The sequence below is a fragment of the Streptomyces sp. LS-MS-L19 genome (assembly GCF_058382285.1).
Genome location: NZ_JBYCLL010000001.1, coordinates 6,634,527 through 6,654,469 on the forward strand (window position 1 = coordinate 6,634,527; position 19,943 = coordinate 6,654,469).

Genomic DNA, 19,943 nt, shown 5'->3' on the forward strand with positions numbered 1-19,943 from the left:
CAGAACCCCGCGGACGCGAACCGCTTTAAATCCCCTGCCAGTCAGGCTTGTTGACAAAGGTGTGCCGGAAGTAGTCGGCCAGCTTCAACTTCGACGCCGCCCCCTCGTCCACCACCACCGTCGCATGTGGATGCAACTGCAACGCCGACGCAGGACACACGGCGGCCACCGGTCCCTCCACCGTCGCCGCCACCGCATCCGCCTTGCCCTCGCCCGTCGCCAGCAGCACCAGATGCCGGGCCTCCAGGATCGTCCCGATCCCCTGGGTGATCACATGGTGCGGCACCTGCGCGATGTCCCCCTCGAAGAACCGCGCGTTGTCCACCCGGGTCTGCTCGGTGAGCGTCTTGATCCGGGTCCGCGAGGCCAGCGAGGAACACGGCTCGTTGAACCCGATGTGCCCGTCCGTCCCGATCCCGAGCAGCTGCAGATCCACGCCCCCGGCGTCGGCCAGCGCCGCGTCGTACGCCTGGCAGGCCCCCGGGATGTCCTCCGCGGTTCCGTCCGGCCCCATGAAGGAGTCCATCGGTATCCCGAGCGGCTCCAGCACCTCCCGCCGCAGCACCGACCGGTACGACTCCGGATGCTCGGCCGGCAGCCCCACGTACTCGTCGAGCTGGGCTATCCGCGCCCGCGAGGCGTCCACGGCACCGGCCCGCACCTTCGAGGCCAGGGCCTCGTAGATCGGCAGCGGGGTCGAGCCGGTCGCCACCCCGAGCAGGGCGTCGGGCTTGCGCCGCAGGAGCTGGGCCATGGCCTCGGCGATGAGCTCGCCACCCGCCTTGGCGTCCGGAACGATGACAACTTCCACGCTGGGCCTGCCGATCTGAGGAAACGATCTGAACTGGAGAAACGCTCTGAACCGGGAGGGCTCGACCGGACCCGGCACAGCCCATGTGGTTTAGACCAATCTAACAGAATCGGCCTCCCCGGCCCAGGGTCCCCGGAGGTCGTCACCACGTCACCTCCGCGTCACGTCCACGTCGGCCGCCCTTCCTCGCGGGGGAGCGGAACGGGTAGTGGAATAGGAGCCATGACCACCGTCACGACACCCGACCCGCACCGCGAACTCCCCGGCCGGATCATGGCCCGCGAGATGGCCGAACAGCCCGCCGTGCTGCGCCGCATCCTGGACGAGGGCGCCCCGGCCATCCGCAAGGTCGCCCAGGAGATCGCCGCCCGGGCACCCCGTTTCGTCCTGCTCACCGCCCGCGGCACCTCCGACAACGCGGCCCTCTACGCCAAGTACCTCCTGGAAGTCCGCCTCGGCCTGCCCTGCGGCCTCACCTCCATGTCGACGACCACCGCCTACGGAGCCCGCCCCGACCTCACCGACGTCCTGGTCGTCACCGTCAGCCAGTCCGGCGGCTCTCCCGACCTGGTGGCCTCCACCCGGGCCGCCCGCGAGGCCGGCGCCATCACCCTCGCGGTGACCAACAACCCCGACTCCCCGCTGGCCGGGGTCTCCGAGTACCACATCGACGTCATGGCCGGCCCGGAGAAGGCCCTCCCCGCGACCAAGACCTACACGGCCTCCCTCCTCGCGCTCTATCTCTTCGTCGAGGGCCTGCGGGGCGGCGACGGAGGCCCCGCCCAGGTGCTGCCCGAGCTGGCCGCCGGACTGCTCGCCCGCCAGAACGAGGTCCGCGCCCTCGCCGCCCGCTACCGCTTCGCGGAGCGCATGGTGATCACCTCCCGCGGCTACGGCTATCCCACCGCCAAGGAAGCCGCCCTCAAGCTGATGGAGACCAGCTACATCCCGGCCCTCGCCTACTCCGGCGCCGACCTGCTGCACGGCCCGCTCGCCATGGTCGACAACGTCTCCCCGGTCATCGCCGTGGTCACCGACGGCAAGGGCGGAGAGGCCCTCCAGCCCGTCCTCGACCGGCTCCGCGGCCGCGGCGCGGACCTGGTCGTGATCGGCCCCCGCGGTCAGGTCGAGCGTGCCTCGGCCGGCTTCGTCCTGCCCACCGAGAACGTGGCCGAGGAGGTCCAGCCCGTCCTGGAGATCATCCCCCTCCAGCTCCTGGCCTACGAGGTCACCATCGCCCGCGGCCAGGACCCGGACGCACCGCGAGCGCTGGCGAAGGTGACGGAGACGCACTGAGCGGCGAGACCGGGTTCCGGGGCGTGCTGCCGCAGGGCCCCGGCGCACTGAGCGGCGAGACCGGGCTCCGGGCCGAGGTGGCTCAGTGCCCACGCGCGCACTGGGCGGCAAGGCCGGGCTCCGGGCCGCCGTGCCACAGCGTCCGGCGCTCTAGTGCAGGCTCAGCAGCGAACCCCCTGTCGCGTCGATGTGCTGCCCGGTGACCCAGCGGGAGTCCGGTGAGGCCAGGAACGCCACCACGTCCGCGACCTCGGACGCCGTGCCGACCCGTCCGAAGACCGACACCGACTCGGCGTGTGCGCGTATCGCCGGGTCGGAGAGCGCGGCGCTGGTCAGATCGGTGTCGATGAACCCCGGCCCCACGGAGTTGGCGGTGATCCCGCGCGGTGCCAGCTCGGCCGCGAGGGAGCGGGTCAGGGTGGTCACCGCGCCCTTGGCCATGTGGGTGGCGGCGATGGGGGCGATCGCCGCCTCCGTGGCCGCCGTGACGTTGATGATCCGGCCCTGGTCGCGCAGCCGGTGCAGGCCGTGCTTGATGATGAAGAAGGGCGCTCTGGCGTTGACCGCCTGCGTCCGGTCGTACATCTCCTCGTCCGTCTCGACGATGCCGGCGAAGATAGCCATCCCCGCGTTGCTCACCAGGATGTCCAGCCCCTGCGCATACCGGTCGAAGGCCTCCCACAAGGTCTCCGCGTCACCCGGCACACCGAGCTCGGCGCGGATCGCGAACGCGCTGCCGCCCGCCGCCTCGATCGCGGTGACCGTCTCCTTCGCCGCCGCCTCATTGCTGCCGTAGTGCACGGCGACCCGCGCCCCGTCCCGCGCCAGCCGCTCGGCCACGGCCCGTCCGATTCCCCGGCTCGCTCCGGTGACCAGTGCTGTCCTGCCCGTAAGCACGCCCATGTCGACGCCCCCTCCACATTGCCTAGCGGTCGCTACAAAAAGAACGTACAGCAGCCGTCCGCCCTTTCTCTAGCACCCGCTATACAATTCACTCCATGGTGAGCCGCCGGGACACGAAAGCGCAGGTCGCAGCCGCGACCGCACCCTCCAGGCCGCGTGGCCGCCCCCGCTCCTTCGACCGGGAGACCGCGCTGGAGAAGGCGATCCTGGCGTTCTGGGAGCGCGGGTACGAAGCCACCTCCGTCTCCGACCTCACCCGGGTGATGGACATCGGCGCCCCGAGTCTGTACGCCGCCTTCGGCGACAAGCGCTCGCTCTTCGAGGAGGTCGTGAGCGTCTACGACTCCCGATACGCGGCCTTCGCCGACCGTGCCCTCGCCGAGGAGCCCACCGCCCGCGCCGCCGTCGCGCGCACGTTGCGCGAGGCCGCCCGCGCGTACACCGACCCAGGCCGCCCGCAGGGTTGTCTCATCGCGCACGCGGCCATCAACTGCACGACTCCCGAGGTCGCGAAGTCGCTGCGGGACCGGCGCAACGCCATGATCGCCGCCTTCGAGAGCCGTATCCGAGCCGGCATCGCCACAGGTGAACTGCCTCCCGGCACCGACGCCCGAGCCCTTGCCCGGCACAGCGGCGCGGTCGTGCACGGCATGTCCCAGCAGGCGCGCGACGGCGCGAGCCGCGAGGAGCTGGAGGCCGTCGCGGAAATTGCCATGGCGATCTGGCCCCGCACATGAACCCACACGCGTTAGGCTGCGTGGTGGATGTTAGGGCGTCCGACTAGTTGGCTCCCGTGCGGGAAAGCTCCAACAACAAACAGGCTCCAACGCATGGACACGCCTAGTGGTCTAGTCCACAATTGAACCGCGCTTCCGTCTTCCCCGCACAGGAAGGCGGACCGAGGAACCGGAGCTCTCTGCCCTGACTGCCCCGGGTCCTCATCCTTCGGCCGACCGGGACCGCACACCCCACGGCCGATATTGCTCCGGGCTGCGGTGCCGGGAAGGTTGAGGGTCCTTCCCAGGCGCCGCGGCCCGCGGGTGTTTCCGGGGCAGGGTCTCCGGTGAGCACGGTGGTTTCACGCCACTCACATACCCCCAGGTACGCTCGCACCCGTGCCCTCCATGAACGAACTGGTCCGCCAGCACACCGCACTCGACGACTCCGACCTCGAGTGGCTGCATCTGCTGGTCTCGGAGTGGCAGCTGCTCTCCGACCTCTCCTTCGCCGACCTGGTCCTGTGGGTCCCCACCCTCGACGGCACCCGCTATGTCTCCGTCGCCCAGATGCGCCCCAACACCGGCCCCACCTCCTACCAGGACGACATGGTCGGCCACCTCGTCCCGCGCGGCCGCCGCCCGCTGCTGGACGCGGCGCTCGACGAGGGCCGGATCGTGCGCGAGGGCGACCCGGAGTGGCGCGAGGAGGTCCCGGTCCGGGTCGAGTCGATTCCGGTACGGCGGGAGGGGCGCGTCCTCGGTGTCATCGCGCGCAACACCAACCTGCTCACCGTCCGTACCCCGAGCCGGCTCGAACTGACCTATCTCCAGAGCGCGTCGGACCTGGCGCAGATGATCGCGGCCGGCTCCTTCCCGTTCCCCAACCAGCAGATGGACATGGACGCGGCCCCGCGCGTCGGCGACGGCCTGATCCGGCTCGACGCGGACGGGATCGTCCAGTACGCCTCCCCGAACGCGCTGTCCGCCTACCACCGCATGGGCCTCGCCTCCGACCTGGTCGGCCAGCACCTCGGCCGGACCACCGCCGAACTCGCCCCCACCCGGGGCCCGGTGGACGAGGCGCTCGCCAAGGTCGCCAGCGGCTGGGCACCCCGAGAGTTCGAGATCGAGGCGCACGACGGGGTCATCCAGTTCCGGGCCATCCCGCTCAAGCCCAAGGGAAGCCGCATCGGTTCACTGGTGCTGCTCCGGGACGTGACCGAACTGCGCCGCCGTGAGCGCGAGTTGATCACCAAGGACGCGACCATCCGGGAGATCCACCACCGGGTGAAGAACAACCTCCAGACGGTGGCGGCCCTGCTCAGGCTCCAGGCCCGGCGCATCGAGTCCGACCGCGGCCGCGAGGCGCTGGAGGAGGCGGTCCGCCGGGTCGGCTCCATCGCGATCGTGCACGAGACGCTGTCCCAGAACCTGGACGAGCGCGTGGAGTTCGACGAGATCGCGGACCGGGTGCTCGCCATGGTCGCCGAGATCTCGCCCGGCAAGGTCACCGGCCGGCGCAGCGGCCGCTTCGGCATCCTGGACGCCGAGGTCGCCACCCCGCTGTCCATGGTCCTGACCGAGATCCTCCAGAACGCCCTGGAGCACGGCTTCCGTGAGGGGGAGACCGGCACCGTCGAGGTCTCCGCCGTCCGCGGCGGCACCACCAAGGAGGCCCGCCTCCTCGTCACCGTCCAGGACGACGGCGTCGGCCTGCCCGAGGGCTTCGACCCGCACACCGCGGGTAACCTGGGCCTGCAGATCGTACGGACGTTGGTGGAAGGGGAGTTGGGCGGTACGTTCGACATGGTCCCGGCGCCGGAGGGCGGGACCAGGGTGATCCTGGACGTGCCGGTGCGGGCGCACAAGTAACGCAGGATCAGCGCAACTGCCGTACGACCGCTGCCGTCGCTGTCGTGGCTACGGCGCCGGACAGCAAAAAGCCCCGGACCGTTCAGGGGTCCGGGGCTCAAATGCTCGTTGCCAGCTTTTGCTGCGCATCGGGGGTACTGCGCGCTGCGGCTCGGGGGCGGGAGAAGCGTACGCGGTGTACGCGCCGCCAAGCTCAGGCTGTTTTGCGGGGCGGGTGTGTCAGGCAGAAGCCTGACGGGCCCGGTTGCGGGCGGCACGGCGCTTCATGGCGCGACGCTCGTCCTCGCTGAGACCACCCCAGACGCCGGAGTCCTGGCCGGACTCGAGCGCCCACTGCAGACACTGATCCATAACGGGGCAGCGACGGCAGACGGCCTTGGCTTCCTCGATCTGCAGCAGCGCAGGACCGGTGTTGCCGATGGGGAAGAAGAGCTCGGGGTCTTCCTCGCGGCAAACGGCGTTGTGACGCCAGTCCATGGCTGCTACCTCTCCTTGGTATTACGTGCAAGTTGCTTGTGAATGTGAACGCTTTCACGAATCCCTCAACAAGTGAAGGGCCGCCCGCCGAGTCTTCCCCGGCGTGGTCCTGTGGATTGAAGAGGGGTTCCGGTGGTCAGTGGACGCTGGTGTTGCGGGCTGTCCCGACCGCCACGTAGAGACTCGCAAACCTCAGCGGCGGATACAACCCCTTCCGGAAAGTTTTTTTTGATTCCTCGGTGTCGACTAGGTCACAGCCGTACTTCCATGGGGTGGACCCTGGTCTAAACGTTCGAGTGAAAGGACTTTAGCCCCTTCTGCTCACACAATCACACGCAGTGCACGGCGTACGCCTGTGAACGTCACGCTCGTGCGCAGTCCGAGGTGGTCGCCGTCCATCTGGAGGGGCAGAGGCACCTTCGAATGCAAGGTGAACCGGTCCAGGTCGTGCAGGGACACAGCGTGCTTGCCGTGGGGGCCGCGTTCGGGGGACGAAGTGAGCAACTGGGTGCCATATCGGGCGATCGCGGTCGTCGTCATGCGGCTGAGACCGAGTACGTCGAGGCCTTTATCGAACGAGGCCTTAGGCGACGCGTACATCGGGTGATTGCCCAGGAAGGTCCACGGAGAGGTGTTCGAGACTATGGAAAGGACCAGATCGGTCACCGGTTCCGCATCCGGCCGTTCCAGGGTGATCGTCCCGTGCCGGCGGTGCGCCTCGCCGAAGAACTGGCGCAGTGCCTGGCGGACGTAGAGAGCGTGTGTGGATTTCCTGCCGCGTTCCCGCTGCTGCTCCACCCGTCCCACCACACCGGCGTCGAATCCGAGCCCCGCGTTGAAGGTGAACCACCGGCCCGGCACGGCTTCGTCCTCGGTGCCGGGTGTGCCGGAGGCCAGTCCGAGGCCGACCGTGCGCTCGCTGCCCTCGCGCAGGGCGTCCAGGAGGGCGCCGGTGGCCTCCACGGCGTCGTTGGGCAGGCCCAGGGCGCGGGCGAAGACGTTGGTGGAGCCGCCGGGGACGACGGCGAGACCGGGGAGGCGCTCGGGGTCGGGGCCGGCGTACAGAAGACCGTTGACGACCTCGTTGACCGTGCCGTCGCCGCCGAGGGCCACGACCAGGTCGATGTCCTTGCTCTCCGCCGCCTGCCGGCCCAGGTCGCGCGCGTGGCCGCGGTACTCGGTGGTGACCGCCTCGAGTTTCATCTCGCTCGCGAGCGCGTGGATCAGGACATCGCGCGTACGTGCGCTTGTGGTGGTTGCCGCCGGATTGACCACGAGAAGTGCACGCATGAGTTGCAGCGTACCTACTGGGTGGTACCGGGCACAGGTCGAGGTAGGGATCACGTAAGACTTGGCTGCGTGAACCTTGCCACGGGGGCGTGAGGCAACCCGCGCGCGGAGGTGTGCGTCGACCACGCCTCACCCGCGGGGTTTCGGGGCCGAGGGCTACCCTTCAAGGGTGAGCAGCGAGCAGACTCCCACCACCCCCGGGACCGGGACCGCCGGTCCGCGCCCACGGCGACTGACGTACGCCGCCGCCCTGGCCGCGCTGGAGGGGCTCGCGCTCGTCGTGGGAGGCGCCTGGATCCTCGTGGAGGGACTCGTCGGCGATCCGGACGACCGGCAGTCCGCCGTCACCGGGGGCATCACGCTGATCGTCCTCGCCCTGCTGCCGCTGCTCGCCGCGCGTGGGCTGCTCGCCCGCCGCAGCTGGAGCCGGGGCCCGGCCGTCATCACCCAGATCATGGCCCTCCCCGTCGCCTACAACCTCCTCCAGGCCGACAGCGCGGCGATCCCGGCAGGCATCGCCCTCGCGGTCGTCGCGCTGGCCGCCCTGATCCTCCTGATCAACTCCGAGACGACCCAGGCACTGGGGATCAGGGGACCGGGACGGACCGAGGGCGGGGAACGGCAGTCGTAGTACTGCGCAAGGGGCGGGGGCGAAGGCTGACCTGCCTCGCCGCCGGGGAGGGGCTCGGGCAGCCTGGCCCGCACGGCAGTGACTGTCGCTTCGGGACGTGCCGCGTCCTTGGCTCGATGCACTGCTGACCCAGGAGGGGCCCACGCGATGTCGTAGAGCCTGAGGGCGGTGGGTGGCCGCCGTGCCGGTGGGTGTCCGAGGGGCCCTGTGAGGCCGGACGGGGTCGGTGGACCGGCAGTCGCCGGGGAGCCTGCGTGGGGGCCGCCCTGTGGAGGCGAGACTGTGCTTTGGAGAGCCGGTCCTGGGGCCTCGGGACGGTCGATGTGGTCGCCGGCCCGTTGTCCGACGGGCGGTCTTGCTGAGGGTGGCCCGGATCGATGTGGCTTGCTCCCCCTGCTCCGCGGCGGGCCGTCTGTCGGCCCTCGGCCCGACCGAGCCCGCCGGTGGGGCAGTCGGGCTCGCCGGGACGTGGGGCTACTCCTCCACCAGGAGCTTTTCCCGGAGCTGGGCCAGGGTGCGGGCCAGCAGGCGGGAGACGTGCATCTGGGAGATGCCGACCTCCTGCGCGATCTGCGACTGGGTCATGTTGCCGAAGAACCGGAGCAGCAGGATTCTCTTCTCGCGCGGAGGGAGATCCTCCAGCAGCGGCTTCAGCGACTCGCGGTACTCGACGCCCTCCAGCGCCTCGTCCTCCGCGCCGAGGGTGTCCGCCACCGCCGGAGACTCGTCGTCGGTGTCCGGGACGTCCAGGGACAGCGTGGAGTACGCGTTGGCGGACTCCAGACCCTCCAGGACCTCCTCCTCCGAGATGGCCAGCTTCTCGGCCAGCTCATGGACCGTGGGGGAGCGGCCGTGCTGCTGGGAGAGCTCGGCCGTGGCCGTCGTGAGGGCCAGTCGCAGCTCCTGGAGGCGCCGCGGCACGCGGACCGCCCAGCCCTTGTCGCGGAAGTGACGCTTGATCTCACCGACGACCGTGGGCGTCGCGTACGTCGAGAACTCGACGCCGCGGTCCGGGTCGAAGCGGTCGACCGACTTGATCAGACCGATCGTGGCGACCTGGGTCAGGTCGTCCAGGGGCTCGCCGCGGTTGCGGAAGCGGCGCGCGAGGTGCTCGACGAGCGGCAGGTGCATCCGGACCAGCCGGTTGCGCAGCTCCGCGTACTCCGGGCTGCCGTCCTTCAGCGCGCGCAGCTCGACGAACAGCGCGCGTGCTCCGCTGCGGTCATGTGGATCATGGTGCGGGACCGGCGTGTTGTTCGCGCCCGCCGCGCCGTCCTCTGCGTTTCGCTCGTGCTCGCTCATCGTCCCGCCCGTCGCCCTTCCACGAGCCCTCGCCTCCGTCCGCACCGGGAAGACCCCGGTCCGCCCTGCCGGAGGCGCGCCCTGCACGGCACCTTCCCGATCACGCTGCCCGTCGTCCAGGAGGCCGGTCGCCGTGGTGTCACCGACGCCCTCCTCCGGGTGCGGCCGGGCCTGCTCGGGGATGCCGTCGATGCCGTCCACCATGCGTCGGGAACCGCCGGGGCCGTCGTCGCCCAGGCTGCCGGCGCCGCTCGGGTGGTCGGGGCGGTGTCCGCCCTCGGCCGGCAGCTCCCGTGTGCCGCGCTCTTCGTCCCGCACCGGCCCGTCCCCGTTCCTCACGCCGGCCCGGGTCCCGCGCCGCGCTGTTTGTAGAGGCTGATCGAAACGGTTTTGTCCTCGTCCACGGCCGACGAGACCTTGCCCGCGAGGGCCGACAGGACGGTCCAGGCGAAGGTGTCGCGCGAGGGTGCGTGACCGTCCGTGGTCGGGGCCGAGACGGTGACCTCCAGCGAGTCGTCGACGAGTCGGAAGACACAGCTGAGCACCGAGCCGGGCACGGCCTGCTGGAGCAGGATCGCGCAGGCCTCGTCCACCGCGATGCGCAGGTCCTCGATCTCGTCGAGGGTGAAGTCCAAACGGGCTGCGAGGCCGGCCGTGGCCGTCCGCAGCACCGACAGGTAGGCACCCGCGGCCGGCAGCCGGACTTCCACGAAGTCCTGGGTCGCGGGCTCGCCTGCGATCTGGGACACCCTCACCTCCAAGGTGGTACAAGCTTTTCGGGGGCCGAGGGTCGCCCCCCGGAGTAACGCGAAGTGTGGTTCTGCGGTGACGCTACCGCGCTCTCGGCTTTCCTGTCCCGGGACCCCAACCCCTTGCCGTCACTCACAGTAAACCTGTGGACACGCTCCGTGTCTAGGGGTTTGCGGCTCCAATTGGGAAGAACGCGCGCCGGGTTGACGTACCCAGACGTCAGACGGTCGAACCGTCCTGGCACCCGGGGGTCCAGCGTCACACAAGGACGTGGTCGACGAAGCACCAACGCCAGTTCTCTCCTGGTTCATGGGTGCGCATGATCGGGTGGTCGGTGTCCTTGTGGTGCTTCGTCGCGTGCTGTCCCGGCGAGGAGTCGCAGCAGCCGACGTGACCGCACGTGAGGCACAGGCGCAGTTGTACCGGGTGGGTGCCGTCCCTCAGGCACTCCGGACACGTCTCGTTGAGAGGCTCGGGTTCCGGGTGCGGCAGCGCGTCGGCGTGCGTGCACTGTTTCATGATTGCCAGGTTACGACGGGCGCGCGGATGCTTGCGCGGAAAAGCGAGGGTGGGCGCACGACGATGGACGAGGGTGGGCGAGGGTCATGGACGTGATGCCACTGCTGTTGCTGGTGGCGGGGAGCGCGGCGGTCGCCGCGGCCGCCCGGCGCACCCCGGTGCCGGCGCCACTGCTGCTGGTCGCGGCCGGGCTCGTGATCTCCTACGTCCCCGGGGTCCCGGAGTACACGCTGGACCCGGACGTGGTCCTGCCCCTCATCCTGCCGCCGCTGCTGCACTCCGCGGCCACCGACAGTTCCTATCTCGACCTGCGGGCGCAACTGCGGCCCGTGGCGCTGCTGTCGGTGGGGTACGTGCTCTTCGCGACCCTCGTCGTCGGCTGGGCGGCGTACCGGATCGTGCCGGGGCTGTCGCTGACCGGGGCGCTGGTGCTGGGCGCGGTGGTGGCGCCGCCGGACGCGGTCGCGGCCACCGCGGTCGCGCGCCGGGTGGGGCTGCCGTCCCGGATCACCACGATCCTCCAGGGCGAGTCCCTGGTGAACGACGCGACCGCGATCACCGCCTACCGGGTCGCGCTCGCGGCCGCGGTCGGCGAGGGCGCGTCCTGGGCGGGCGGCATCGGGGAGTTCCTGCTCGCCGCGGTCGGCGGGGTCGTGGTCGGCCTGTTGCTGATGGTGCCGATCCACTGGCTGCGCACGCACCTCAAGGAGCCGCTGCTCCAGAACACGCTGTCCCTGCTGATCCCGTTCGTCGCCTACGCGGCCGCGGAGTCGTTTCACGCCTCCGGAGTGCTCGCGGTCGTCGTGGTGGCGCTCTTCCTCGGACACCGCGCGTGGGAGGTCGATTTCGCGACGCGCCTCCAGGAGGACGCCGTATGGAAAATGGTTGCCTTCGTCCTGGAATCGTCGGTGTTCGCCCTCATCGGACTGCAGCTGCCCGTCGTCCTCAAGGGCCTCGGGGAGTACGAGGGCGGACCCGCCGCCTGGTACGCGGTCGCCGTCTTCCTCGTGGTCGTCGTGTCGAGGTTCGTGTGGGTCTATCCGGCGACCTTCCTGCCGCGCATGCTGTCCGCGCGGATCCGCAAGCGTGAGGACAACCCGACCTGGAAGGGACCGTTCGTCATCGCCTGGGCCGGGATGCGGGGTGTGGTCTCGCTGGCCATCGCCTTCTCGATCCCGGAGCACCTGCACGACGGCGAGCCCTTCGAGGGCCGCAACCTGATCCTCTTCCTCACCTTCACCACGGTCATCGGCACCCTCGTCGTGCAGGGCGTCACCCTGCCCCCGCTGATCCGCATGCTGAAGCTCCCCGGCCGCGACCAGCAGGCCGAGACCCTCGCGGAGGCCAACGCCCAGGCGCAGGCCTCCAGGGCCGCCGAACGCCGCCTGGACGAACTCCTCTCCGACGAGCGCAACGCCCTGCCCCCACCCCTCGCCGACCGCCTGCGCAACGTCCTGGAACGCCGCCGCAACGCCGTCTGGGAACGCCTCGGCCAGTCCAACCCGCTGACGGGCGAGACGGTCGACGACACCTACCGCCGGCTGTCGCGCGAGATGATCGGCGCCGAGCGCACGGTCTTCGTGAAGCTGCGCGACCTGCGCTACATCGACGACGAGATGCTGCGCACGCTGCTGCGCAGGCTCGACCTGGAGGAGGCGGCGGCCTACCGGGAGGCGGCCGAGTAGCACCGGCAGCGGCGGGGGGTCAGGGGAAGGGGCGGCCCGTGACCACTGCCACGACGGTCGTCCCGCGCGCGAAGGTGCCTTCCTCGGCGAGGGCGACCAGTCCGTACAGCAACTTGGCGACATAGAGACGTTCCACGGCGACGCCGTGCCGATCCTCGAAGTCCTCGGCGAACGCTTCGAGTTCGGGGGTCGTGCGGGCGTAGCCGCCGAAGTGGAAGCGGTCGTCCAGGGTCCAGTCGCCGCGTCGCGCCCCGAAGGCGCGGACTTGCAGGGACTCCACGTCGGCTGTCAGGAAGCCGCCCTTGAGGACCGGTATGCCCAGGGCCCGCTGGCCCGGGGGGAGGCCCGCGGCCAGGCCCGCGAGGGTGCCGCCGGTGCCGCAGGCGATCGCCACGACGTCGGCCAGGCCGGACAGTTCCTCGCCGAGCGCGCGGCACCCCCGTACGGCGAGGGTGTTGCTGCCGCCCTCCGGGACGACGTACGCGTCCTCGGCGTCCGCCGCGCGCAGCACGCGCGCGAGGGTGGCCGGATCGGTCTTGGCGCGGTACGTCGACCTGTCCACGAAGTGCAGTCGCATGCCGTCGGCCGCGCACCGGGTCAGGGACGGGTTGAGGGGACGGTCGGCGAGTTCCTGGCCGCGGACCACACCCACCGTGGGCAGGCCGAGGAGGCGTCCGGCAGCGGCCGTGGCGCGCAGGTGGTTGGAGTAGGCGCCGCCGAAGGTGACGACGGTGCGGCCGGCCGCCGCGGTGAGGTTCGGCGCGAGTTTGCGCCACTTGTTGCCGACGATCTCGGGGTGGATCAGGTCGTCCCTCTTGAGGAGGAGGCGCAGGCCGTGACGGGTGAAGCGGGGGTCCGACAGCTCCTGCACGGGGGAGGGGAGGCGGGGGCGCAGGGTGTCGAGACCGGTCACGCCCCCATTGTGACCTGCGGGGTCACGTCAGGCGCTCGCGGATCCGGCCGCGCAGCCAGGACATGGTGAAGCCGCGGGGGTCCACCTTTCCCGGCTGCCACTCCAGGTGGCCGATGACCGAGCGTTCGGTCCAGCCGTGGTGGCGGCACACCGCCGCGGAGACCCGCTCGATCGCCGTCAGCTGGGCGGTCGGCCAGGGGTCCTCGCCGTCGCCGAGGTTCTCGCACTCGAAGCCGTAGAAGTGGCGGTTGCCGTCGGTGTTGGCCTCGTTGTCGGCCGGCAGCGCCGTCTCCGCGATCACGGCACGCAGGACGTCGTCGTCGCCGAGACCGGCGTGGTTGGCGCGGCCGTAGCCGACGAGATGGACCCTGCCGTCCTTGGTGATGACGCCGTGGCAGAGGGGGCCGGGCAGACCCGTGTAGCCCTTGCGGCACAGCTCCACCGTCGCCGCGCTGCCCTGGGTCACCGTGTGGTGGATCATCACGCCGTGCACGGGCCCCCAGGCGCCGACGTGGTTGCGGTTGTGGTGCTCCCAGTCGCCGACCTCGACGACGGTGGCGCCCTCCGCCCGCAGGACGGCCAGGAATCTAGCGGCGGACATGGGTGAGGCCATGGCCCCTCCTTCGCACTGCGCGCCGGCCGCCGGACGCGGGTCGGCTCGTACCGGTGCTTGTACCGAAGGCGGCGGGATCCGACTCCTGACTCGTACAGCGTGCGAGCTGATTCGGACAGTCATCTTCCGCTCGGGCAAACGGACTTGACCGGACCGGAGTGGACAGAAATCGCTCACATGCCCAGCCCGGCGGTGATCCATTCCCGCTCTTTCGTGTAATAGCACCGGCACACTCCGTGAGGAAGGCTTGGTCCCGCACATCGATGCCCGGGAGCAGATCGCGTCCGGGCATGTACCGGGAGGGCAATTCCTTATGTCGGTAGGCGAAGAGGTCCGCACCGAGCAGGACCGGCCGCAGCAGAGCCTCGGCACGGCGGCCGCGCGGAACCTGGCCACCACCACCAAGTCCGCACCCCAGATGCAGGAGATCAGCTCCCGCTGGCTGCTGCGCATGCTGCCCTGGGTGAACGTCCAGGGCGGCACGTACCGGGTGAACCGACGGCTGAGCTACGCCGTGGGCGACGGCCGGGTGACGTTCGTGAAGACCGGCGACCGGGTCGAGGTGATCCCCGACGAGCTGCGCGAGCTGCCGGCGCTCAGGTCCTACGAGGACGACGACGTGCTCTCCGAACTCGCCCGGCGCTGCCAGCAGCGGGAGTTCGCCCCGGGCCAGGTGATCGCCTCGTTCGGCGGCCAGGCCGAGGAGGTGTACCTGCTGGCGCACGGCCGGGTCGAGAAGGTCGGCACCGGCCCCTACGGCGACGACGCGGTCCTCGGAGTCCTCGCCGACGGCGCCTACTTCGGCGAGCAGGCGCTCCTGGACCCGGACGCCATCTGGGAGTACACCGCCCGCGCTGCCACCACCTGCACGGTCCTGGTGCTGCCCCGCCAGGACGTCGAGCAGGTGGCCGAGCGCTCCGACGCCCTGCGCGAGCACCTGCGGGAACAGAGCGCGATCCCCTCGCAGCGCACCAACAAGTACGGCGAGAAGGAGATCGACCTCGCAGCGGGCCATGACGGCGAGCCCGACATCCCGCACACCTTCGTCGACTACGACGCCCGGCCCCGCGAGTACGAGCTGAGCATCGCCCAGACCGTCCTGCGCATCCACACGCGCGTGGCCGACCTGTACAACCAGCCGATGAACCAGACGGAGCAGCAGATCCGGCTGACCGTCGAGGCCCTCAAGGAGCGCCAGGAACACGAGCTGGTCAACAACCGCGAGTTCGGGCTGCTGAACAACTGCGAGTACGACCAGCGGCTCCAGCCGCACGACGGTGTGCCGAGCCCCGACGACCTGGACGAGCTGCTCAGCCGCCGACGGGGCACCAAGCTGCTGCTGGCCCACCCGCGCGCGATCTCCGCGATCGGCCGTGAGCTCAACAAGCGCGGGCTGGTGCCCGAGACCATCGACGTGGGCGGCAACCGCATCCCCACCTGGCGCGGGGTGCCGATCTATCCCTGCAACAAGATCCCGGTCACGCCGGAGCGGACCACCTCGATCATCGCCATGCGTACCGGTGAGGCCGACCAGGGGGTCATCGGTCTCCAGCAGGCGGGCATCCCGGACGAGATCGAGCCGAGCCTGTCGGTGCGGTTCATGGGCATCAACGAACAGTCGATCATCAAGTACCTGGTGACGGCCTACTACTCGGCGGCGGTGCTGGTGCCGGACGCGCTCGGGGTGTTGGAGAACGTCGAGATCGGCCGGTGGAGGTGACGTTTCTGCACCTGGGAGCCGTGTTCCCGCCCACGGTGGCGGGTACATCCCGGTCGAACACCGGGGTGGAGACACCCCGGTGGAACGCGCCCACCCACAGCGGAGGCGCAACCGTCCACGGACTGACCGAGGGGGGTCCCATGGCGGAGTTCACGACGGACACGCAGGCGCGGGCGACAGATGGAACGGGGGGAAGCGCGCCGACGGCAGGGGGGACGGAGGTGCCGGCCGCCGTGGGGGTTGAGGTGCCGCCTGCCGGGGTGACGGGGGTGCCCAGGGCTATGGGGGTTGAGGTGCCGGCCGTCGGGGTGATGGGGGTGCCCAGCGCCATGGGGGTTGAGGTGCCGGCCGCCGGAGTTACGGCGGTGCCCAGCGCTACGGGGATCCAGGTGCCGCCTGCCGGGGGGACGGAGGTGCCGAGCTCTACGGGGACGTGGGCTGCGGCTGCCACGGGGACGGAGGTGCCGCCTGCCGGGGAGACGGAGGTGCCGGGCGCCGGGGGGACGGAGGCATGGGTGTCCGGGAGGACGGAGGCGTTGACCGCCGGGGGGACCGAGGTGCCGACCGCCAGAGGGGCGGAGGAGCCGGTGTCCGCAAGGGCCCAGGTGTCGGCCGCCACGGGGGAGGAGACGGCGGCCTCCGGCGGGCCGGCAGCGTCGGTGGCCGGGCGGATCCGGGAGCAGACCGGGGTCTCCAGGTGGGCCGGGGAGTCGGGGCCCGGCGGGGAGACAGGGGCGCTCGTGGGGTTCGGGGCGGGTTCCGGGGCGGGGGGCGATGCTCGTCCGTCCGACGGGCACGAGGCCGGTGTGATTCTGGAGCGGGTTCGGGCCGCCGTCGATCCCGCGTTGCGCCGCGCGGTGGAGTCGCTGCCCGGGTCCCTGCGCAGGATCGCGCTCTACCACTTCGGCTGGGAGCGCGCCGACGGCACCCCCGCGGCGGGCAACGCCGGCAAGGCGATACGGCCCGCTCTAGTCCTCACCGCGGCCGCCGCACTCGGCGGTGAACGGGCGCGGGCGGCGGCCGTACCGGCGGCCGTGGCGGTGGAGCTGGTCCACAACTTCACCCTGCTCCACGACGACGTGATGGACCGCGACACCACCCGCAGGCACCGCCCCACCGCGTGGACCGTGTTCGGCGACGCCGACGCGATCCTCGCCGGGGACGCCCTCCAGGCGCTGGCGCTGCGGCTGCTGGCCCAGGACCCGCACCCCGCCGCCGGGGCCGCCGCGGCCCGTCTCGCGGACTGCGTGGTCGAGCTGTGCGAGGGCCAGCACGAGGACACCGCCATGCAGGGCCTCGGACCCGGCGAGGTCACCCTCGACCAGGTGCTCGTCATGGCCGAGGCCAAGACGGGCGCGCTGCTCGGGTGCGCCTGCGCGCTCGGGGCGCTGTACGCGGGCTCGTCCACCGAGGACGTCGAGGCGATGGACGCGTTCGGCCGGGAGGCCGGGCTCGCCTTCCAACTCATCGACGACGTGATCGGCATATGGGGCGACCCGAGCCGCACCGGCAAACCGGCCGGCGCGGACCTCGCCGCCCGCAAGAAGTCCCTCCCGGTGGTCGCCGCACTCACCTCGGGCACGGCGGCGGCCGCGGAACTGGCCGAGCTGTACGCGGCGCCGTACGACGAGGGGGACCTGGCGCGTACGGTCCTCGCCGTCGAGGAGGCCGGGGGACGGGACTGGGCGCAGGTGCAGGCGGCCGACCGGATGGCCAGGGCGATGGGGCAGCTGGCCCGTGCGGTGCCCGATCCGGAGGCGGCGGGCGGGCTGCTGTCGCTGGCCGAGTTCGTGACACGGCGCAGCAGTTGAGGGCCCCGGAGCGGCCGGGACCGGGCGGTTCCTGACCCCGCCCGGCCTCGGCGGACTCCGGTGCGTGCGGGTCCCGCACATCCCCACGGTGTGCGGGGCCCGCTTCCGCATGCTCACCGGCTAGGCTCAACAACCCTGCAAGCAGAGGCTGTTGAGACCAAAGGGGCGGGCAATGGGCGTGGCGATACGGACGGCGGACAGAGCCGACCGCGAGCTGGTCGCGAGGCTGCTGGACTCGGCCTTCCAGGACGATCCGGTCAGCGGGTGGATCTTCCCGGGGGAGGAGTACCGCCGGACCACCCATCCGCGGCTGATGGCCGCGTTCGTCGACATCGTCCTGGAAGAGGGCCGGATCGACGTGACGGAGGACGGGGCGGCCTGCGCGCTGTGGCTGCCGGTGCCGGCGGAGAGCGCCGAGGACGAGGAAGACTTCGCCGCGTTGCGCGAGGCGCTCGATCCGGACAATGAGCGGATCGAGCAGATCGGCACGCTCACGGCCGAGGTGCATCCCGCCGGGCGGGCGCACGAGTACCTGTGGATGATCGGCGTGGCGCCCGGGCGGCAGGGGGAGGGACTGGGGACCGCGCTCATCGGGTCGGTTCTCGAACGGTGCGACCGGGAGGGGGTGCCGGCGTACCTGGAGGCGAGCAGCGAGCGGAGCCGGGGGCTGTACGAGCGACTCGGTTTCGAGCTCGTGGACCGACCGCTCGATCTCCCCGACGGCCCCCAGATGTGGCCCATGTGGCGCGAGCCGGGCGCTGCGCGATAGGGCCGGAGCGGGCCAGTGCCGGGCGCGGGCACCGACACCAACACCGGCACTGGCACTGGCACTGGCACTGGCACTGGCACTGGCACCGACACATGTACCGGCACCGGCACCGCCACCGGTACAGGTGCCCATGACGCTGCCCACGCCGACGGCAGCCCCGCTGGCCGAAGAAGGCCGGTACGGCGCCCGGAGCGGCGCTTCGCCGAACCGACCGAGGCGGTCCCCCTACCGGCTACCGGCTATCGCCCCCCCGGCACGATCGTCTCCACGATCCGTTCGACCAGCCCGTCCGGCACACCCACCCCCGGCAGCACCCCCTCCAGCACCCCCGGCAGCGTCAGGTGCTCCAGCAGCAGGCCCAGTACGGCGAGGTACAGCACCGTGACCGTCTCGTCGCCGCCCGGCAGGCCCGCCTCGCGGTGGAACCGGATGCCCTCCTCCAGGTCCGCGCGGACGGACTTGGTGTAGGAGGCGCGGAGTTCGGGGCGACGGGTGGCTTCCAGGCGCAGTTCCAGCAGGGCCAGATAGCCCGTGCGGTCACCGGTCGCGCGGGCCATCAGGTCGTGCATGAACGCCGCGACCAGGGAGCGGTCCTTCGGCCGCGCCATGAGCTCGGCCAGCACCTCGGGGTTCGGCGCGAGCCGGACATGCAGGCGGGTGTCGATCTGGCGGAGCAGGTCGTCGCGGCTCGTGAAGTAGTTCGAGGCCGTGCCCACCGGCACGCCCGCCTCGGCGTCCACCGCGCGGAACGTCAGCCCGCGCGCCCCCTCGCGGGCGAGCACCTCGACCCCCGCGTCCACGAGCGCGGCCCGGCGCTCCGGGTTGCCGGCCATGCGGAATCACCTCTCCCAGTTAAGTCCGGTACCGAAATCGGCTTGCGACCACTACAAGTGAAGTACTACAACTGAAGCACTACAACTGAAGTAGTTCACGCATCAGAGCGCAGCCTACGAAAAGAGACCAGCTTGCGAAAGCTCACGTATTACATCGCCTGCACCATCGACGGCTTCATCGGGGACGAGAGCGGCGACGCGTCGTTCATGTACCGGTTCGTCGACGAGGAGTTCCTCGCCTACCTCAAGGCCGAGTACCCGGAGACCATCTCGGCCCAGGGGCGCAGGGCCCTCGGCATCCACGACCTGGCGCACCGGAGGTTCGACACGGTCGTCCAGGGCCGCGGCAGCTATGAAGTGGCGCTGAAGGAGGGCATCACCAGCCCCTACGACCACCTGCGCGAGTACGTCGCCTCGCGCACCCTCACCGAGTCCCCCGACCCGCACGTCGAGATCATCGGCGCCGACCTGCTCGGCAAGGTGCGCGAACTGAAGGCGGAGGACGGAGAGTTCGGCATCTACCTGTGCGGCGGCTCCGCGCTCGCGGGCGAACTGCACGAGGAGATCGACGAACTCGTCGTCAAGACGTACCCCGTCGTCCTCGGCACCGGCATGCCGATGTTCGGCTCCGGATTCCCCATCACCGAGTTCACGCTGGACACGACCCGCACGTTCGACAACGGCGTCGTGGTGCGGACCTACAGCAGGACCTAGAGCAGGACCTAGAGCAGGACCGAGAGCAGGGCCCACAGCAGGACCCACAGCAGGCAGCACTGAGGGAAGCGCCCGCGCCCCCTTCGCCCTACCCTGAGGACATGGGCAGCGACGAACGCGTCTGTCCCGCTTGCGGACAGCCGGTCCAGACAGTCGTACGGCGGCACAAGACGCTGGGCGCATGGGTCCCCGTGTGGACGGGCGGCCCGTGCCACAACCCCGAGTGCGAGGCGTACGCCGACGAGGGCGCCGAACCCGACGAGGACCACGGCGGCGCACCCGCCGGAAAAACTTCCTGAACCCGTGTCGAGAATC

The 19,943-nt window shown here is 70.9% G+C and carries 20 protein-coding genes; 10 read left to right on the forward strand and 10 right to left on the reverse strand.

The annotated features are described in order from the left end of the window. Positions 1-25 precede the first annotated feature (25 nt). Positions 26-811 (reverse strand): glucosamine-6-phosphate deaminase, encoded by a 786-nt coding sequence (gene nagB / locus AC2XR2_RS29775; protein ID WP_491516746.1) that lies wholly within the window; start codon positions 809-811, stop codon positions 26-28. 222 nt (positions 812-1,033) lie between these two features. On the opposite strand from nagB, the gene AC2XR2_RS29780 reads away from it, so the two are divergent. Continuing rightward, the gene (locus tag AC2XR2_RS29780; RefSeq protein WP_381300398.1) at positions 1,034-2,107 is read left to right on the forward strand and encodes an SIS domain-containing protein; all 1,074 of its coding nucleotides are present in this window, start codon (positions 1,034-1,036) and stop codon (positions 2,105-2,107) included. Between the two features lie 150 nt (positions 2,108-2,257). On the opposite strand, the gene AC2XR2_RS29785 is transcribed toward AC2XR2_RS29780, so the two are convergent. Further along, a complete protein-coding gene (locus tag AC2XR2_RS29785; protein ID WP_491516747.1) occupies positions 2,258-3,010 on the reverse strand; it encodes an SDR family oxidoreductase in 753 nt (250 codons plus the stop codon). Positions 3,011-3,105: 95 nt separating this feature from the next. Here AC2XR2_RS29785 and AC2XR2_RS29790 point away from each other — a divergent pair, with 95 nt between their 5' ends. Beyond that, positions 3,106-3,747 carry a TetR/AcrR family transcriptional regulator gene (locus AC2XR2_RS29790; RefSeq protein ID WP_491516748.1) on the forward strand — a complete coding sequence of 214 codons (642 nt, stop codon included), beginning with the start codon at positions 3,106-3,108 and terminating at the stop codon, positions 3,745-3,747. Positions 3,748-4,134: 387 nt separating this feature from the next. Further along, a complete protein-coding gene (locus AC2XR2_RS29795) occupies positions 4,135-5,601 on the forward strand; it encodes a sensor histidine kinase (RefSeq protein ID WP_491518528.1) in 1,467 nt (488 codons plus the stop codon). Positions 5,602-5,820: 219 nt separating this feature from the next. Here the strand turns inward: AC2XR2_RS29795 and AC2XR2_RS29800 are convergent, their stop codons facing one another. Next, a complete protein-coding gene (locus tag AC2XR2_RS29800; RefSeq protein WP_006142322.1) occupies positions 5,821-6,078 on the reverse strand; it encodes a WhiB family transcriptional regulator in 258 nt (85 codons plus the stop codon). Positions 6,079-6,399: 321 nt separating this feature from the next. Continuing rightward, positions 6,400-7,368 (reverse strand): diacylglycerol/lipid kinase family protein, encoded by a 969-nt coding sequence (locus tag AC2XR2_RS29805; protein WP_381300401.1) that lies wholly within the window; start codon positions 7,366-7,368, stop codon positions 6,400-6,402. Between the two features lie 169 nt (positions 7,369-7,537). Between AC2XR2_RS29805 and AC2XR2_RS29810 the strand changes: the two genes are divergently transcribed. Further along, positions 7,538-7,999 carry a hypothetical protein gene (locus tag AC2XR2_RS29810; protein ID WP_381300402.1) on the forward strand — a complete coding sequence of 154 codons (462 nt, stop codon included), beginning with the start codon at positions 7,538-7,540 and terminating at the stop codon, positions 7,997-7,999. Between the two features lie 474 nt (positions 8,000-8,473). On the opposite strand, the gene AC2XR2_RS29815 is transcribed toward AC2XR2_RS29810, so the two are convergent. The 3 genes from AC2XR2_RS29815 to AC2XR2_RS29825 all read right to left on the reverse strand — a co-directional run bounded on the left by AC2XR2_RS29815 (position 8,474) and on the right by AC2XR2_RS29825 (position 10,570). Then, on the reverse strand, positions 8,474-9,619 hold the full coding sequence (locus AC2XR2_RS29815) for an RNA polymerase sigma factor SigF (RefSeq protein WP_330264518.1): 1,146 nt from the start codon (positions 9,617-9,619) through the stop codon (positions 8,474-8,476). Positions 9,620-9,636: 17 nt separating this feature from the next. Then, a complete protein-coding gene (locus AC2XR2_RS29820; protein ID WP_004925829.1) occupies positions 9,637-10,050 on the reverse strand; it encodes an ATP-binding protein in 414 nt (137 codons plus the stop codon). 259 nt (positions 10,051-10,309) lie between these two features. Further along, on the reverse strand, positions 10,310-10,570 hold the full coding sequence (locus AC2XR2_RS29825; RefSeq protein ID WP_330264517.1) for a UBP-type zinc finger domain-containing protein: 261 nt from the start codon (positions 10,568-10,570) through the stop codon (positions 10,310-10,312). An 86-nt stretch (positions 10,571-10,656) separates the two neighbouring features. Between AC2XR2_RS29825 and AC2XR2_RS29830 the strand changes: the two genes are divergently transcribed. Beyond that, a complete protein-coding gene (locus tag AC2XR2_RS29830) occupies positions 10,657-12,255 on the forward strand; it encodes a Na+/H+ antiporter (RefSeq protein ID WP_391191268.1) in 1,599 nt (532 codons plus the stop codon). A 19-nt stretch (positions 12,256-12,274) separates the two neighbouring features. Here AC2XR2_RS29830 and AC2XR2_RS29835 read toward each other — a convergent pair whose 3' ends face one another. Then, complete coding sequence (locus AC2XR2_RS29835) at positions 12,275-13,168, reverse strand: 1-aminocyclopropane-1-carboxylate deaminase/D-cysteine desulfhydrase (protein ID WP_491516749.1); 894 nt, start codon at positions 13,166-13,168, stop codon at positions 12,275-12,277. A 22-nt stretch (positions 13,169-13,190) separates the two neighbouring features. After that, on the reverse strand, positions 13,191-13,781 hold the full coding sequence (locus tag AC2XR2_RS29840; RefSeq protein ID WP_330264514.1) for an N-acetylmuramoyl-L-alanine amidase: 591 nt from the start codon (positions 13,779-13,781) through the stop codon (positions 13,191-13,193). 313 nt (positions 13,782-14,094) lie between these two features. On the opposite strand from AC2XR2_RS29840, the gene AC2XR2_RS29845 reads away from it, so the two are divergent. The 3 genes from AC2XR2_RS29845 (at position 14,095) to AC2XR2_RS29855 (ending at position 18,081) form a co-directional block, all read left to right on the forward strand. Next, positions 14,095-15,501, forward strand: a complete 1,407-nt coding sequence (locus AC2XR2_RS29845) for a family 2B encapsulin nanocompartment shell protein (protein WP_381300407.1) — start codon at positions 14,095-14,097, stop codon at positions 15,499-15,501. A 740-nt stretch (positions 15,502-16,241) separates the two neighbouring features. Next, positions 16,242-17,312: a family 2 encapsulin nanocompartment cargo protein polyprenyl transferase gene (locus tag AC2XR2_RS29850; protein ID WP_491518529.1), complete on the forward strand. Its 1,071-nt coding sequence runs from the start codon at positions 16,242-16,244 to the stop codon at positions 17,310-17,312. A 172-nt stretch (positions 17,313-17,484) separates the two neighbouring features. Then, positions 17,485-18,081, forward strand: coding sequence for a GNAT family N-acetyltransferase (locus tag AC2XR2_RS29855; RefSeq protein WP_381300408.1), 597 nt, complete (start codon positions 17,485-17,487; stop codon positions 18,079-18,081). A 239-nt stretch (positions 18,082-18,320) separates the two neighbouring features. Here the strand turns inward: AC2XR2_RS29855 and AC2XR2_RS29860 are convergent, their stop codons facing one another. Further along, positions 18,321-18,914, reverse strand: a complete 594-nt coding sequence (locus tag AC2XR2_RS29860; protein WP_491516750.1) for a TetR/AcrR family transcriptional regulator — start codon at positions 18,912-18,914, stop codon at positions 18,321-18,323. 132 nt (positions 18,915-19,046) lie between these two features. Between AC2XR2_RS29860 and AC2XR2_RS29865 the strand changes: the two genes are divergently transcribed. Further along, positions 19,047-19,628 (forward strand): dihydrofolate reductase family protein, encoded by a 582-nt coding sequence (locus AC2XR2_RS29865; RefSeq protein ID WP_491516751.1) that lies wholly within the window; start codon positions 19,047-19,049, stop codon positions 19,626-19,628. Between the two features lie 101 nt (positions 19,629-19,729). Continuing rightward, positions 19,730-19,927: a hypothetical protein gene (locus tag AC2XR2_RS29870; protein WP_330264509.1), complete on the forward strand. Its 198-nt coding sequence runs from the start codon at positions 19,730-19,732 to the stop codon at positions 19,925-19,927. Positions 19,928-19,943 lie beyond the last annotated feature (16 nt).